The sequence below is a fragment of the Pseudomonas sp. BSw22131 genome, assembly GCF_026810445.1.
In the GTDB taxonomy this organism is placed as follows: domain Bacteria; phylum Pseudomonadota; class Gammaproteobacteria; order Pseudomonadales; family Pseudomonadaceae; genus Aquipseudomonas; species Aquipseudomonas huanghezhanensis.
In genome coordinates this window covers 4,711,724-4,728,397 of record NZ_CP113949.1, presented here as the reverse complement: position 1 = coordinate 4,728,397, position 16,674 = coordinate 4,711,724, and the positions used below count along the sequence as shown (strand labels likewise).

The 16,674-nt window shown below is 57.0% G+C and carries 9 protein-coding genes and 3 pseudogenes; 6 read left to right on the top strand and 6 right to left on the bottom strand.

Translation table 11 applies throughout. The annotated features are described in order from the left end of the window. Positions 1–17 precede the first annotated feature (17 nt). The 4 genes from OYW20_RS21370 (at position 18) to OYW20_RS21355 (ending at position 4,509) form a co-directional block, all read left to right on the top strand. A complete protein-coding gene (locus OYW20_RS21370) occupies positions 18–968 on the top strand; it encodes a glycine betaine ABC transporter substrate-binding protein (protein WP_268797898.1) in 951 nt (316 codons plus the stop codon). Next, a complete protein-coding gene (locus tag OYW20_RS21365; protein ID WP_268797897.1) occupies positions 965–1,618 on the top strand; it encodes an ABC transporter permease in 654 nt (217 codons plus the stop codon). The genes OYW20_RS21370 and OYW20_RS21365 overlap by 4 nt, the downstream gene beginning before the upstream one ends. An 11-nt stretch (positions 1,619–1,629) precedes the next feature. Next, entirely contained in the window at positions 1,630–2,796 is a 1,167-nt protein-coding gene (locus OYW20_RS21360) for an osmoprotectant ABC transporter ATP-binding protein OsmV (RefSeq protein ID WP_268801204.1), read from the top strand. Between the two features lie 549 nt (positions 2,797–3,345). Next, positions 3,346–4,509, top strand: coding sequence for a type III PLP-dependent enzyme (locus OYW20_RS21355; protein WP_268797896.1), 1,164 nt, complete (start codon positions 3,346–3,348; stop codon positions 4,507–4,509). A 54-nt stretch (positions 4,510–4,563) separates the two neighbouring features. Here the strand turns inward: OYW20_RS21355 and OYW20_RS21350 are convergent, their stop codons facing one another. The 6 genes and pseudogenes from OYW20_RS21350 to OYW20_RS21325 all read right to left on the bottom strand — a co-directional run bounded on the left by OYW20_RS21350 (position 4,564) and on the right by OYW20_RS21325 (position 10,617). Then, positions 4,564–5,340 carry a hypothetical protein gene (locus tag OYW20_RS21350; RefSeq protein WP_268797894.1) on the bottom strand — a complete coding sequence of 259 codons (777 nt, stop codon included), beginning with the start codon at positions 5,338–5,340 and terminating at the stop codon, positions 4,564–4,566. Positions 5,341–5,437: 97 nt separating this feature from the next. Continuing rightward, positions 5,438–6,583: an alpha-xenorhabdolysin family binary toxin subunit A gene (locus OYW20_RS21345; RefSeq protein WP_268797893.1), complete on the bottom strand. Its 1,146-nt coding sequence runs from the start codon at positions 6,581–6,583 to the stop codon at positions 5,438–5,440. 131 nt (positions 6,584–6,714) lie between these two features. Further along, entirely contained in the window at positions 6,715–7,713 is a 999-nt protein-coding gene (locus OYW20_RS21340; RefSeq protein WP_268797892.1) for an alpha-xenorhabdolysin family binary toxin subunit B, read from the bottom strand. Positions 7,714–7,715: 2 nt separating this feature from the next. Beyond that, positions 7,716–8,903: an alpha-xenorhabdolysin family binary toxin subunit A gene (locus tag OYW20_RS21335; RefSeq protein ID WP_268797891.1), complete on the bottom strand. Its 1,188-nt coding sequence runs from the start codon at positions 8,901–8,903 to the stop codon at positions 7,716–7,718. 269 nt (positions 8,904–9,172) lie between these two features. Beyond that, positions 9,173–9,933 (bottom strand): annotated as a pseudogene (locus OYW20_RS21330) (tetratricopeptide repeat protein). A gap of 3 nt (positions 9,934–9,936) precedes the next feature. Then, positions 9,937–10,617, bottom strand: a pseudogene (locus OYW20_RS21325) (Fe2+-dependent dioxygenase). Positions 10,618–10,812: 195 nt separating this feature from the next. On the opposite strand from OYW20_RS21325, the pseudogene OYW20_RS21320 reads away from it, so the two are divergent. Together OYW20_RS21320 and OYW20_RS21315 are read left to right on the top strand one after the other, a co-directional pair. Beyond that, positions 10,813–12,929: pseudogene (locus tag OYW20_RS21320) on the top strand (TonB-dependent receptor). Between the two features lie 195 nt (positions 12,930–13,124). Continuing rightward, on the top strand, positions 13,125–15,677 hold the full coding sequence (locus OYW20_RS21315) for a PepSY domain-containing protein (RefSeq protein WP_408005429.1): 2,553 nt from the start codon (positions 13,125–13,127) through the stop codon (positions 15,675–15,677). Positions 15,678–16,674: the final 997 nt, after the last annotated feature.

Sequence of the window (16,674 nt, the reverse complement as noted above, 5' to 3'; positions counted from 1 at the left end):
CTGAGAAAGGAATTCGAATGAAGAAGTTATGCACATTTATAGCGGGCTTGAGCCTGCTGCTGACTGGATTCGTCCAGGCGGCAGAAACCTCGGCTGAACGCCCAACGCTGCGCATCGGCGCGCGCGTATTTACCGAACAGACCATACTCGCCGAACTCACCGCGCAATATCTGCGCGACAAGGGCTACGAGGTCCAGATCACCGGCGGGCTGGGCAGCAACCTGGCCCGCAGTGCGCAGGAAAGCGGTCAACTGGATATGCTGTGGGAATACACCGGTGTGTCGCTTGTGTCATACAACCATGTCGATGAAAAGCTCGACAGCGAGCAGACCTATCAGCGGGTAAAAGAGCTGGACGCCAAGAAGGGTCTGGTCTGGCTCTCGCCGTCCAAGTTCAACAATACCTATGCGCTGGCGTTGCCGGACAAAGTCGCCAAGCAATACCCGCAGATCAACACCATGTCTGACCTGACCGTGGTGCTCAAGGATGAAGCGAAGAAGGGCCACATCGTTGCGCTGGACACCGAATTCGCCAACCGATCCGACGGTCTGGTGGGGATGGTCAAGCACTACGGCATGAACCTGAGCCGCGAGAACACTCGTCAGATGGATGCCGGACTGGTCTATACCGCGCTGCGCAACGGGCAGGTGTTCGCCGGGTTGGTCTACACCACCGACGGTCGATTGAACGCTTTCAAATTGAAGGTGCTGCAAGACGACAAGCATTACTTCCCGGACTACACAGCCGCGCCGGTGATTCGCAAAGAGTATCTGGACAAGCACCCGCAACTGGCCGCGCAACTCAAGCCGCTGGCTGACCTGCTGGACAGCCAGACCATGATTGCCTTGAACGCGCGGATTGATGTCGATCACGAAAGCCCGAGTGCCGTGGCTGCTGATTTCTTGAGCAAGCATCCGATCAATCCGAGCGTGGATGACACGCCGATCAAACCGGAGGCCCAGCCATGAATTTCCTTAGCACGTTCTCCCACATCGACTGGAATCTGGTGCTCCATCTGACCCTGCAGCACATCTCGCTGGTCGGCATCGCGGTGTCGTTGGCCATTGTCGTCGGCGTGCCACTTGGCGTGTTGATGACGCGCTTCCCGACCCTCGCTGGTCCACTGCAAGCCAGTGCAACCGTGCTGCTCACCATCCCTTCGATTGCATTATTTGGTCTGCTGCTGCCTTTCTATTCCAAGTTCGGTCAGGGCCTGGGCCCGATGCCGGCGATCACCGCCGTATTTCTTTACTCGCTGCTGCCGATCATGCGTAACACCTACCTGGCGCTGACAGGCGTGGAGCCTGGTATTCGCGAAGCCGCCAAAGGCATCGGTATGACTTTCGCCCAGCGCCTGCGCATGGTCGAACTGCCCATCGCTGTGCCGGTAATTCTGGCGGGTGTGCGCACCGCCGTGGTCATGAACATCGGTGTCATGACCATCGCCGCGACCATCGGTGCCGGTGGTCTGGGCGTACTTATTCTTGCTTCCATCAGCCGCAGCGATATGTCGATGTTGATCGTCGGCGCCGTGCTGGTCAGTGTTTTGGCGATCATCGCCGACCTGTTCCTGCAATGGCTGCAACGCTCGCTGACTCCAAAAGGATTACTGAAATGATCGCCAAGCAAATGATTGAACTGCAAAACCTGACCAAGACTTTTCAGAGCAACGGCAAAGAAGTCAAAGCCGTTGACTCGGTGAACCTGACCGTCAACGAAGGCGAAATCTGTGTCTTCCTCGGCCCGTCGGGCTGCGGCAAAAGCACCACGCTGAAAATGATCAACCGCCTGATCATGCCGACCTCCGGCAAGATCCTGATCAACGGCGAAGACACCACCGGCATGGACGAAGTGGAGCTGCGCCGTGGCATCGGTTATGTGATCCAGCAGATCGGTCTGTTCCCCAACATGACCATCGAAGAAAACATCGTGGTTGTGCCGAAATTGCTCGGCTGGGACAAACAGAAATGCCACGACCGCGCGCGCGAACTGATGAGCATGATCAAGCTTGAGCCCAAGCAGTATCTGCATCGCTACCCACGTGAATTGTCGGGTGGCCAGCAACAGCGTATCGGCGTGATCCGCGCGCTGGCCGCTGATGCGCCGTTGCTGTTGATGGACGAACCGTTCGGCGCTGTCGATCCGATCAACCGCGAGATGATTCAGAACGAATTCTTCGAAATGCAGCGTGCGCTGAACAAGACCGTGATCATGGTCAGCCACGACATCGACGAAGCCATCAAGCTGGGCGATAAAATCGCGATATTCCGCGCTGGCAAACTGCTGCAGATCGATCATCCTGACACCCTGCTGGCGCACCCGGCAGATGACTTTGTCAGCAGCTTCGTCGGCCAGGACAGCACGCTCAAACGCCTGCTGTTGGTCAAAGCCGAAGACGCCGCCGACAACGCGCCCTCCGTCAGCCCGGAAACCCCGGTGGCCGATGCGCTGGAAGTGATGGACGAAAACGACCGCCGTTACGTGGTTGTCACCGACGCCGAAAACAAAGCCATGGGCTATGTCCGCCGCCGCGACCTGCACCGTCAGGCCGGTACCTGCGAGCAATACCTGCGCCCGTTCAACGCCACCGCTGCCTACGACGAACACCTGCGCATCCTGCTGTCGCGCATGTACGAGTTCAACCGCTCGTGGTTGCCGGTGCTGGACGCCGAGAATGTGTTTCTGGGTGAAGTAACGCAGGAATCAATCGCGGCTTACCTCAGCTCCGGGCAATCGCGCGGGATGAAGACCAGCATCGTGTCGCCAGCGGAAGTGGCTGAGCAGGCTGCTAGCTAAGGCGCTTGATTCTGAGCGAAGGGCGTAGAAGCCCTGCTTGCAGGCGATCGGGCGGGAACCGGCCGTCAATGGGCTGATGCGGTGTGTCAGACACATCGGCAGCGGTTGGTTCGCTGCCGGTTCCCGGCAGATCGCTGGCAAGCCGAGCTCCTGCGGCCTGCGGCCAGAATCAAAAGCCTGATCTCATCGGGAAGAAGCCTGACATTGGCATCTCCGTGAACATCACTCTGTCACATCGGTCGGTTACTACAGGGTGCATCCCGAGAACAAAATGCCCGTCCGGCAAAAACGGGCGAAATGGCGACATTTTTTGTTGATCTCGAGCCTCTCAAGTCCTACAGTTCGCGCCGAACGTCCAAGCTGGAAACGATCCATCCGGCTCAAGTACTGACGACGAGACAGCAAGGCCAGGGAAGCGTCGCTCTCCATGGCCTTTTTTGCTTTCGGCGGACATGCCTTGGGAAGTAGGCGAACCAAAGTGGGGATACACACGGAGGGCGTTCATTTGCACCCATTGTTAATTTCAGTTTGCCAGTAGGAGTTCCCAGCATGTCGATCCAGGTCGAAGACTATTTCGAAAAAAGCACCTTCGAGAAAATGAAGGCGTTCGCCGACAAGCAAGAAACCCCATTCGTGGTCATCGACACCGCGATGATCAGCAAGGCCTACGATGACCTGCGTGCAGGCTTCGAATTCGCAACAATCTACTACGCCGTCAAAGCCAACCCGGCTGTTGAAGTCATTGACCTGCTCAAGGAAAAAGGCTCCAGCTTCGACATCGCCTCGATCTACGAACTGGACAAGGTGATGAACCAGGGCGTCAGCCCGGATCGCATGAGCTACGGCAACACCATCAAGAAATCCAAGGACATCCGCTACTTCTACGAGAAGGGCGTGCGCCTGTTCGCCACCGACTCTGAAGCAGACTTGCGCAACATCGCCAAGGCAGCCCCGGGCTCCAAAGTATACGTGCGCATCCTCACCGAAGGCTCGACCACGGCTGACTGGCCGCTGTCGCGTAAATTCGGTTGCCAGACCGACATGGCGATGGATCTGCTGATCCTCGCTCGCGATCTGGGCCTGGTGCCTTACGGCATCTCGTTCCATGTGGGTTCGCAACAGCGCGATATCAGCGTTTGGGACGCCGCGATTGCCAAGGTCAAAGTGATCTTCGAGCGTCTGAAAGAAGAAGACGGCATCGTTCTCAAGCTGATCAACATGGGTGGTGGCTTTCCGGCCAACTACATCACCCGCACCAACAGCCTGGAAACCTACTCCGAAGAAATCATTCGCTATCTGAAAGAAGACTTCGGTGATGACCTGCCGGAAATCATTCTGGAGCCGGGTCGTTCGTTGATCTCCAACGCCGGTATTCTGGTGAGCGAAGTGGTGCTGGTGTCGCGTAAATCCCGCACTGCCGTCGAGCGTTGGGTGTACACGGATGTAGGCAAGTTCTCCGGCCTCATCGAAACCATGGACGAAGCCATCAAGTTCCCGATCTGGACCGAGAAGAAGGGCGAAGTGGAAGAAGTGGTCATCGCCGGCCCGACTTGCGACAGCGCCGACATCATGTACGAGAACTACAAATATGGCCTGCCGCTGAACCTGGCCATTGGTGATCGCCTGTACTGGCTGTCAACCGGTGCGTACACCACCAGCTACAGCGCTGTGGAATTCAACGGCTTCCCGCCACTGAAGTCTTTCTACGTGTAAAGGTCAGCTGTAACGAGAAAACGGCACCCCGTGGGGTGCCGTTTTTTTTGCGGTTCAAATACTGAATCGAAGAATATTGTCGAAGGTGTGATTGATCAGGCGCTGGGCCTCGCGTGCTGAGCTGGCCGCTGATTGACACGATACGGTCATGCGCCGAGCGGGCTGATCGGCCTTGAGCGCTTGGATTTCCCGGACGGTGGCGTGCAGGAGGCCGGAAAGCCGCGAACAATAGGCCCCCATGTTCCCCGCTGAGAGGATCGCCGTGTTGTAGGCGCGACGATGCCATTCCAGGCTGCTTCTTGCCGAAGCGAGACTGCTCTCGTCCGTCAACGCGCTGCTCAGTGTTTCCGGCACGTTGAGGGACTTTCCTTTGACCAGTAGCCCTTTTCGTTTTGCGTATTCATACGTCCTCACGTTCATGAAGTCCATGAACCGAGGGATGGTCTGCCTGGCACATTCGATGATGCGGTCGCATTCTGCCTGTTGTCGCTTGAACTCTGCCTCTTGGCGCAGCATATCCTGCGTGAGCTGCGCGATTCGGCTGTCAAACGGGTTGCTGTCCAACACTGCGATCATGTCGGTCAGTGTCTTTTTGGTGTCTTCATGGAGCGCGCGGATCTGCTTCGCGGTGGCGGGCCAGAGCGGGCTGCCTTGCCGCGCGGCGGCGACGGTCTGATCCATCGCGGGCTCCATGTATTTGCCGTGTTCGGCCGCAGGCACCAAATCGAGTTTGATTTTGAAGGCTTCAATGTGTTGGGGAAGCTGTTCCAGATAGCCGATGTTGTATCCCAGATAAGTGACATCGTCGTATTCGATGAGATGTGTTGTCATTTTGCGCCCTCCATGGCGTTACAGCGCGGTCTCGATACGCTGCCACTGCAAGGTGGCGTCGCATTTTGCCTGATTCAAATTCTTCGAATTTGAAATGTTATGGAAGTCCATAATTCTTGCGGAACTCACGGTCTGCCTCTTTGAACACTTTGAGCAACGTGTCCGCATCCCGTTTTATCTGGACCCAGGGTTCGGCCACCAGATTGAAAGCGTTCATGAGGCGGCGCAGTGACAGCGCGCTATCAATTTTGCTCGCTTCTTGAATCGAGTGGGTCAGGTAGATATGAAGGCCGTTCCACACGACCACCATATTCTGGGTCGCAATGTCGGCATCCAGAATGACCAGGCTCAGATCATGCAGGTCATGACGCACGCGCTGCAGCGAGGCGTGAATCCTGTTTTTCTGCTCCAGTAGACCAATGCTGTTCTCTTGTTCCTGGCGCAAAGCAGTGATCTTTTTGCGCACTTTGTCTGCTTCGACGTCGTGGTAAATACCCAGATAGATCAGGATAGAACCTGCCCCCACCGACTTCTTGATAAGCGTCTTGTACTCCCGCTGTTTTTCTTCTATCTCTGCGGCACGTCTGTTGATGGCGTCGTTCAGTGTTCTGATTTCAGTCGATACATTGTTGGTGTCGATGCTCCGCAGCTTGAGCTGCACATCGGGCATCACCGTTGTCGACAACTCCTGCGCAAAGGCATGGAGCCTACCCTTGAGTGCCTCGGTTGTACTGCGACGTTCCAGCACGAGCGCTGCGACCTGCTCAATATAATGCAGAAAATCCTGATGATCTGCCGGGTCAAGCGTCTTGGCAGCCTTTGACTTGATTTCGTCATAGAGCTGCGTTACGCCGTTTCCGTAAACTTGCATCTGATCGGCGAATACCCATAACTCGCTGCCGACGTTCATCAGGTCGGTTCGAAGTGGATTCCATTGCATGGCATGAAGATGAATGCGGTTGAAACTTTCCTGAAAATCCCTGGCTTCAAGGTTCAGGCCGGCGCCTGTCTCATAGCCCAGATACCAGACAACATCTTTGAGTGTGGTTGGAAGCGCAAGACCGTGGGTTGTATAACGCATTAAGTCAATCAGTTGTGCTTCGGTCAGGATGAGTCCTGGCGCACGAATCGCTTCTTCTGCCGTGCCCGCTGCTGCGGAAATCAAAGTGCCGGGCAGGCGCTCTGCCAGGTCAAGTTTCTCATCACGGACGGGAGCGTCGTCCATTGCTCCGGATGCGTTCATATCGTTAATCCTTTAATGAGATGAAGTGCCTGGAAGGGGAGGCCTGACTTGAGTCAGGCGCTTCGCGTAGCGGGCCGGGAAGAACACTCGTTGTACTTCCCGGCCTGCGCTGTCGCGCATTGGCAGACAAATCAGGCCATGACTTTCAAGTATTTTGCCAGCGACAGTGCGTCAACGCTGAACTGAGCGACCGCGTCCTTATCGCCACCCTTCACGTCGTTGTGAGTGGTCAGGAAGGAACGTATGGCTGTGACGCATTTCTCGAACTCGGCGATAAATTGCGCTCGTTGGTCTTCGACGTTATGGCACTCCGTGATCAGCTCTTTTTTCAACGTGACCAGACGCAACTCATCGTTCTTTGCGTCAGTGCTGTTGATCAGATCATCGATCTGTTTGCGGAGGGTGTCACGGGCTTCAGCCATACCCAGGTAGTTGATCAGGTTTTCGGCCCGTTCCAGGACCTGTAGTGCCAGGCCGATTGCGGCCTCTACGGCGATCAACTGGGGTGGGGCCATGCCCAGTTTGGCCAGTTCCTGAGCGGTCAGCGCTGTGTCTTTGGCCAGTTCGGTGAATCCTTTGGCTTCGACTATTGCCATTGCGTCAGTCAGTGCTTTGCGTCTTGCTTCCAGGGCGTCCTGCCGTTCTTTGATCTCCAGTATCTCTACCGGCAAGCGCGCCTGATCGGCTTCAAGCTGCGTGATGTACTTGCCAGTGGCCGCTCGATCGATCGGGCTTGCCATGGCCGGGATCAGGTCTTGGAGCGTCAGCTCGTTCTTACCCACGGTGTCCATGATGGTCTTAACCCGAAGGACGATGTCTTCGATGATTTCTTCCTTGTCAGACTCAGGCGCGCTTTGGAACTCATTTTGAAGTTCTCTGAGGGTGCCGACCTGCATACCTAAAAAGGTGTCCAGCGATTGAGCGGTTTCTCGAAGTCTGGAGTCAGCGTTACGCATCGCGTTGTCCAGTTCGGAGACTCGGCTGTGCAACGACGGCAGGTATTGTGTCTGGATGAAGAGTCTCTTCACTTCAATGGTTGCAGCGCTTGCTTTGGCTTTCGCCTGCTTGAACGCTGGAACGTCCAGCTCCGGGTAATCGGGGCTGCCTGGAAATTGAGAAATATTATTCATTTTTAAACTCCGTACTCTTCCTTGAATTCGCGGTCTGCTTCTGCAAACACGCGTTCTAACTGTTTGGCTTCTACTTCGATGGTTTTCCACGGTTCAACCACCAGATTGAATTGGTTACGGAACCTGCGCATGGACAGTCCGTCGTGGATGCCGCCGACCTCAGTCGCGGAAGCGGCGATGAACGTGCCTAACGAATTCCAGACACTGATCAGGTTTTTGGTGGCGATGTCGGCATCGATCACAATCAGATCGAGGTTCTGGAAGTCCATCCGTATACGACCCAACGACCCCAGGATCCGGTTTTTCTTCGCCATCAGCGCGATATCTTTTTCCTGCGCTTCGGTGAGCGTGTTGCGTTCCTTTCGGATTTTCTCGGCCTGAACGCTGGAATAAATCAGCATGACCAGATTGCCAACGACTGCACCGATAGCCTGCTTGACCAGCTCTTTGTATTCCTTGTTCTTCTCTTCAATGGCCAGCGCACGGTTATCGATTTGTGACTGAAGCGCTTTGATTTCGGTGCTTAAAGCGTTGTTGTCGATGATCGACAATTTGAGCTTGATGGCAGGGCCGATTTGCTCGGCCAATTGTAGGCCGAATGAATCCAGGCGCTCTTTGATGACAAGCGCTTGCGCCTCTTGATCTTTTACGTCGTTTAATATTTTGTCCAGGTAAAAACCCAGGTCCTTGCGGTCCTCAGTTGCAATGTCGGGGAATTTTATTTCCTGCTCAATTTCGACTTTGCGCAGATCCTCAAGTGTCTTAATATTATGTTTTTCGACCAGACTCAATGCCACGATGTCATCGAACACGATTTTCATGCTTTCGCCATTGACCTTCATGGAACTGGCGAATATTACGAGCTTGGTGTTAACGGTCAGCATGTCAGTGCGCAGCGGATTCCATAGTCTGGCGTGGCCGTTGACGAGCTTGAACGTCTGCTGGAAGTCAACGGCCTCCAGGCCAGCACCCGCGCCGTTCTCGTAACCCAAATAGGCAATAACTTTATCCAGCTCGGTAGGAAGGGCCAAGCCGGCGATTTCGTACTTCTTGAGGTTTTTGACTTGCTCTTTGGTCAGAATCAGCCCGGTGTCCCGGGTATCGCTCCCGGTTGTTGCTACCGATGAACCAATAAGGGCCGAAGGATCACTCGCTGCGTCGTTGACGAGGTTTTCCGAAAGTTGAGGCATATCATTAATCCTTTAATGATGCGTATTAATGTCTGAAGTTAATTAAAGCTTCAGATGCAGAATGATTAAATTGTCTGCACGAGAGGGAGAGTAAGTTGTGTTTTTGGGGCGGTCAAAGTGGAAAGACAGTCTGAGTTTGTAGGATGATTCCCGCCTGCATGCGCACAGTGTCTGATTTATCCCCGGAAATGGGGGCGTAACACACGATTCAGGGCTGCTTGTGCACTGTGTCTGGAAAATGATACTTACAATTGACGGTTATACAGCTATCAGTAGTGCACGATATTCCGCCGCGTCTGCTTCATTTCCCAACTGCGCGCCCGCTCATGGTAATCCAGTGGCAGCGCTCGAACCTGAGGATGTGGCGCTTGCAAGAGCGTCTTGCGACTGACCTGCAGGAAGTTGAGATTGCCATTCTCTAAGGCAGTGTTCAGCCAACCGATGGCTTCGTCGATGCGCCCGTGATCGGCGAGCACAGCCGCATGGCTAAACTGCCCACGAAAGTCTCCACCCTCAGCCGACCGTCTATACCACTCATGGGCTGCAGCGAGATCCTGCACGCAGCACAGACCCTCTTCCAGATAACGCCCCAGCAGGTTCATCGACTTTGCATGGCCCAGTTCTGCCGCCTTGCGATAGCACGCCAACGCGCGGGCCTGGTCTTTGTTCACGCCGCGCCCGGTGGCAAGCAGGTTGGCGTAGTTGTAGAAACCCCAATCAAGCCCGGCCTCGGCTGCCAGCCGGTAATGCTCCGCAGCCTCCAACCATGCTCGTGGCAACGGCGTGCCATGTTCTGCGCCATGGCGTGGCCGTGACGCGCCACAATCTGGAACCAGACCAGCGCCAGCGCAGGGTCGCGTTCTATGCCGCTACTGTCGAGCAGGATCTGCCCGAGCAGCGCCTGGGCGTCGACGATGTTTGCCTGCGCCGCGCTCAGAATCGCCCGTGCGGCGCTCGCAGGACTTTCTTCAAGCATGGCGCGCAACTGGTCGCCATCGAGCACCTCTTTACGTCGCAGATTCCAGGTCATGACTCAGACCTCGGCCCACTGCCGCAGCAGATTGTGATAGGTGCCGGTGAGTTGAAGCAGCGAGGGGTGATCAGGCACATCGCGGTTCAGTTGTTGAATGGCCGCGTCCATTTCGAACAGCAGGGTGCGGTGGCCATCATCGCGAACCAGGCTCTGGGTCTAGAAGAACGAGGCGTATCGCGCGCCGCGTGTCACGGCATTGACCTTATGCAGGCTGCTGGCCGGATAAAGCAGCAGGTCACCCGCCGGCAGCTTGACCTGACGTGTACCGAAAGTGTCCTGAATCACCAGTTCGCCGCCGTCGTAGGCGTCGGGGTCGCTGAAGAACATCGTCGAAGACAGATCCGTGCGCACGTGCTCGGCGCTGCCCTTGGCCTGACGCACGGCGTTGTCGATGTGGAAATCGAAACTGCCGCCGCCGGTGTAGCAATTCACCAGTGGCGGGAAGACCTTGTGGGGCAAGGCGGCGGACATGAACAGCGGGTTTTGCCACAAGCGTTCGAGCATCGCCGCGCCTATCTCCACCGCCAGTGGATGGCCCCCCGGCAACTGCAGATTGCGTTTGGCTTTTGCCGACTGATGCCCGGCGGTGATCTTGCCGTCGGACCATTCGGTTTCCTCCAGCGCCTGTCGGATGCGATGCACCTCCTCGGGTGAAAACAGACCGGGGATATGTAGGAGCATGAGCTGCGACCTGCGGGAAGAGTGAAGCGGCGGATGATAGTGATTCTTATTGGCCGTTTAAAACGTCGCATGCGCGCGTGACTGGACAGATGTGAAAATTGAGTAATGGGAAAGTGTAAAGAATGTAAGTTTTATGCGAATGCGAAGCGGTCTCAACTATATTCCGCCGCCTTATTGTTTCCTTGGGGAAGGAAAATGTCGCGCCAAGCACAACCGTTTACCGCACATTCGCAGCGTTCCATCGTCATCGCCGTCGCTCTTGCAACGATGTCAGCCGCCCATATGGTGCAGGCCGCGGAACCCGTATCGGACAACGCGCTGAATCTCGGGGCCACCAACATTGACGGCGAGCGCGCCGATACGGCCTACAAGACCGAAGAGTCGGCCTCGAAAAAGTACACCGCGCCGCTGCGCGAGACGCCAAAAAGCGTGACGGTGATCCCTCAGCAAGTGATTCGCGACACCGCGGCCACGAGCCTGGCTGACGCATTGCGCACCACCCCCGGCATTACTTTTGGTGCAGGCGAGGGCGGTAACCCGAATGCCGATCGCCCGATCATTCGTGGCTTTAACGCAGAAGTGACGTGTTCGTGGATGGCATGCGCGACGTGGCGGCGCAGAGCCGGGAGATTTTCAACGTCGAATCGGTCGAGGTCAGCAAAGGCCCGGGCTCGGCGTTCACCGGCGCAGGCTCCACGGGCGGCAGCCTGAACCTGATGAAGCATGATTCCAACGTCGCCGGCCGCAACGATGTCGACAACAGCCGCTGGGGCGTTGCGCCTTCGTTCGCGTTCGGTCTGGGCACCGACACGCGGGTGAAGGTCGATTACTACCACCTGTCCACTGACGACATGCCCGATTACGGCATCCCGTTGACCAGCACTGTCGGTCGCAGCAAATACATCGTCGACAAACCTGCCCACGTCAACGAAAACAACTTTTATGGCCTGACCGATCGCGACTACCGCAAGAGCGTCAACGACAGCGGCACGATCCGCATTGAACACGACCTCAACGACAACCTCACGATCTCCAACAGCTTCCGCATGTCGCGCTTGACCCTGGATTACATCGTCACCAACCCGGATGACAGTCGCGGCAACGTCGCCAACGGACGGGTATCGCGTTCGGCCAAGAGCCGTAACTCGACGTCCAGCGGCTTCGTCAACCAGACCGACCTGACGGCAAAGTTCGATACCGGCTTTATCGAGCACAGCCTGGTGACGGGCATCGAATTTTCGTATCAGGACACGCACAACCGGGCCTACAACGTACTCAGCTCCACGGGCGGCACCATTGGCTCGACGTGCAACGCGGCGCTGCTGCGCTCCGGCGATTGCACCAGTTTGTACGACCCAACGCCGAGTGCGGCATGGAGCGGCACCATCACTGACAGCCAGGCCTTCACCGACACGGACACCAAAACCAGCGCCGCTTACGTGTTCGACACCCTGAAGTTCAATGAGCAGTGGTCGCTGAACCTGGGCCTGCGCTTCGATGATTACGATGTGCGCTCCAGCGGCTACAGCACTGGCGGACGTGGTGCAGTGGCGGGTGATTTTGATCGCCAGAACACCACTCAGCTTTGGAACTACCAGGTGGGCGTGGTCTATAAGCCGCTGCCAAACGGCAGTGTCTATGCGGCGTGGTCGACGTCGAGCAACCCGTCGGGTGAAACAAGCGGTAACGGCGGGTTGGAAATCGCCGCCAACAACGCCGACCTTGATCCGGAAAAGAACCGCAACTACGAGCTCGGGACCAAGTGGGATTTCTTCGGTGATGACCTGTCGCTGACCGCAGCGCTGTTCCGCACCGAGAAGACCAGTGCGCGCGTCACTGATCCTGACAACACCACGTTCCAGGTGCTCGATGGCGAGCAGCGTGTGGACGGTTTCGAGTTCACCTACACCGGCAAGATCACCAGCAAGTGGAAGGTCTACGGCGGTTATACCTACATGGAAAGCGAGATCGTCAAAGCCACCAGCAAGGCGGACGAGGGCAATCATATGCCGAGCACGCCGCGCAATAGCTTCAACTTCTGGTCCACGTACGACCTGATGCCCAAGCTGACCGTGGGTGGCGGTGCAACGTTCGTCGACTCGCGTTTCGGCAACGAAGCCAACTCGGTGGAAGTGCCTTCCTACTGGCGCTATGACGCACTGGCGACGTACGCATTCACCAAGAATGTTGACCTGCAACTCAACGTGCAGAACCTCACCGACAAGCGTTATTACGATCAAGTGTTCACCACCCATTACGCGCACATGGCCGCCGGCCGTACCGCGCTGATGAGTGTCAGCTTCCACTTCTAAACAGTGGAAACCGCAAAGCCCCGCTTGCCAATGGTGAGTGAGGCTTTTGTGTGAACGGCGCGTTCAGCATTCATCTGTAGGCGCGAATTCATTCGCGAGCAGTTGAAATGATTGCGGTATCCAGAACGGCACACAGATGAGAATCCATTCCGTTTCGGCGCATACTGCGCGCCACGGTTAATGAGGTGGTCGAGGGTGTCGAAGAAAGTCCTGTTTCAAGTCCATTGGTTCTTTGGCATTACCGCCGGGCTCGTCCTCGCGCTAATGGGCATTACCGGTGCGCTGAATTCGTTCGAGGACGAAATCCTTGATGCCATCAATCCTACGGCGTTGTTTGTGCAGCCGTTGGAAGCGCAACTGCCGATGGCCGAGATGGTGCGCAGAATCGAAGCCTCTGCCCACGACACTGTGGCCATGTTGCGCGTCGAGGTCGATGGCGATAAAGCCGCGCAAGTCTGGTTCACGCCAGCGCCGGGCGAGCGACGCGGGCTCATGCGCAATTTCGATCCGTACACCGGAGCGCTGAAGCCCGATGCTATCGGCCAGGATGTTTTCGGTTTCATCCTGCAACTGCACCGATTTCTGGCCGCGGGCGAATACGGCAAGCAGGTGACTGCGGCGTGCACGTTGATTCTGGTGTTCTTCTGCCTGTCCGGCCTTTATCTGCGCTGGCCGCGCAAGGCGCTCAATTGGCGCGTGTGGTTGACGCTGGACTGGGCGAAGAAGGGACGCAGTTTCAATTGGGATTTGCACTCGGTAATCGGCACGTGGTGCCTGGTGATTTACCTGCTGCTGTCGATCACTGGCTTGATGTGGTCTTACGACTGGTTCAACAACAGTGTGACCCGCCTCATCGGTGATCCGCCCGTTGCAGGCGAGCAGCCGCGCAAAGGTAAAGGCGGGCGCGCCGCAACGTCAGCGGCGGCCGACGCCGGGCCGCTAATCGTCGATTACGCCGCCATCTGGGACACCCTGCAGAAGACTGCCGGGCCTGAGCTCAATTCCTACAACCTGCGTCTGCCGCCTGCGGCCGGACAACCTGCGCAGATTTACTTCCTGCTCAAGGACGCGCCGCACCCGCGTGCCCTCAATCAGATGTTCCTTGACCCCGCCACAGGCCAGCTCAAATCGGTCTCTCTCTATGGCGAAAAAGGCTTGGGTTCGCAGTTACTGATCAGCAATTACTCGCTGCACACCGGCAGCTACTTTGGCCTCATTGGTCGCATCGTGGTCACCGTGGCGGCGTTGTTGATGCCGTTGTTCTTCATCACTGGCTGGCTGTTGTATCTGGATCGTCGTCGCAAGAAACGCGAAGTACGTAACGCGCGCGGCGGTGTTTCGCTGGTCGATGGCAGCGAGACGGGCCCTGCGTGGTTGATCGGCTTTGCCAGCCAGAGCGGTTTTGCAGAGCAACTGGCCTGGCAGACAGCCGGGCAGTTGCAGTCCGCGGGGATGCCGGTGAAGGTGCAGCGTTTAGGCGATATCACCGAGCAAGACCTCAATCGCAGCCACAACGCCCTGTTTGTCGTCAGCACCTTCGGCGACGGCGAAGCGCCGGACAGCGCTCGGCGTTTCGAGCGCAACGTGCTTGGCAAGCCGCTGTCGTTGAGCAACCTGAATTACGCTGTGCTGGCCCTTGGTGACCGCCAATATCAAGATTTCTGCGGCTTCGCCCTGCGTCTGCACGGCTGGCTCGCCTCCCGTGGTGGCAGCACACTGTTTGCCCCGGTGGAAGTGGACAGTGGCGACAGTACCGCCCTGCATCAGTGGCAACAGCAATTGGGGCAACTGACTGGCAGCACGCCACTCACCGGTTGGCAGATCCCGGCTTTCGGCAGCTGGACCCTGGCTAAGCGTGAATGGCTCAATCCCGGCAGTGCCGGTTCCAAAGTGTTTCTGCTGGGCCTGACGCCACCTGAAGCTGCTGACTGGCAAGCGGGTGATCTGGTGGAAATCCTGCCGCGCAATAGCGGTAAGGCAGTTGATCAGTTTTTGTCCGGCATGGGCATTGCGCCGGACACTCAAGTGACGGTTGATGGCTTGCAGGAAACCCTCAGCCAAGCCTTGGCATCGCGGCAGTTGCCCCAGAACCGGGGTCATCTGGTCGGCCTGCACGCGCAGGCATTGGTCGATGCGTTGGTCCCGCTGGCTATGCGCGAGTACTCGATTGCCTCGGTGCCCGCGGACCATTCGCTGGAACTGATTGTTCGTCAGGAACTGCACCCCGATGGATCGCTAGGGCTGGGGTCCGGCTGGCTGACCGAGCATGCGGCGCAGGGCGATTCGATCAGTGTCAAAGTGCGCCGCAATAGCAGCTTCCATCTGCCTAGCGAGCCGGTTCCGTTGATTCTTATTGGAAACGGGACAGGCCTTGCGGGATTGCGCAGCCTGCTCAAGGCACGTATCGCCCAGGGCCAGCAGCGTAACTGGCTGTTGTTCGGCGAGCGCAATGTGGCCTATGACTTCCATTGCGGTTCCGAGCTGCAGGGCTGGTTAATGATGGGCGATATCGAGCGTCTGGATCTGGCGTTTTCCCGGGATCAGGCTGAAAAGGTCTACGTTCAGGATCGGCTGCGTGAAGCGGCAGACGAGCTGCATCGCTGGCTGGACGACGGCGCCGCGATCTACATTTGCGGCAGTCTGGAAGGCATGGCCTCGGGAGTGGATGACGTGCTGAAAGCGCTGCTGGGTGAGGATGGAGTTGAAGCGTTGATCGAGCAGGGGCGTTATCGTCGGGATGTTTATTGACTCCGGCGCACCAAGCTTCTGGCCGGAGGCCGTAGGAGTCCAGCTTGCTGACGATTGGCTGCGAAGCAGTCATGAACCTAACGATGAAACATTGGGTGTATATCCATTATCTGGGGTGTGACTGATATCGGTTCCGCCCTTACGGCGGGTCACTTTTGCCAAACGCCGCAAAAGTAACCAAAAGGTCTCGCTCCCGTGTCCGGCCCCTCCTTCGTCGGGGTTCCCTCGCTCCGGCATTGCTCCGGGGACACGCCGCCATCGGCCATCCATGGCCGGGGGCAGCTAACGCGGCATCCATGCCGCGCTGTCCCCTACGCAACGCCTGCGTTCGGCCTCCCAAAGTCGCATTTGCGGCGCATCCAAAACCTCGCCACGACACAAAACCTATACGCACTTTGTGTATCACTCAAAAGCTCGGCATGGCGCAAACCCTGTAGGAGCGAATTTATTCGCGAGAGGCCGGTGGTGTCATGACAAAGCCCATCCCAACGCCCAAAGCAGAAAGCGAATGCCCTTGATCTTCACCCACATCAGCCCAAACACCGCACATTGCGACCTGGGTGCAGGCCGAACGCAGGTGATGCGCAGTGGGCTGCCGGGCAGGGATGCCCGGCAAGCGCCTTCAGGACATGGATGTCCGTTCGGCGCGTGCCCACGGAGCATCGCCGGAGTGAGGGAACCCGACGAAGTCGGGCCAAACCGGGAGCAAAGGCGTTTTGGTTACTTTTGTGCTTTTCAAAAGTGGCTCGCTGTAAAAGCGAAACCAATATCAGCAGCACCCTGGATAACGGATATACACCCAATCCAAAGCAAATGAGCCAAGCCGAAATGCACTGGCTAGCGCTCATAAGAAGCATCGACCAAACAGGCCTCTCGCGAATGAATTCGCTCCTACAGATTGTGCGTATCGTCACCCATAGCGATCAAAGATTCAGCATAAACCCGCCCACAAAAAAGGCCGTTGCACCTGCGCGCAACGGCCTTTGATCAACACACC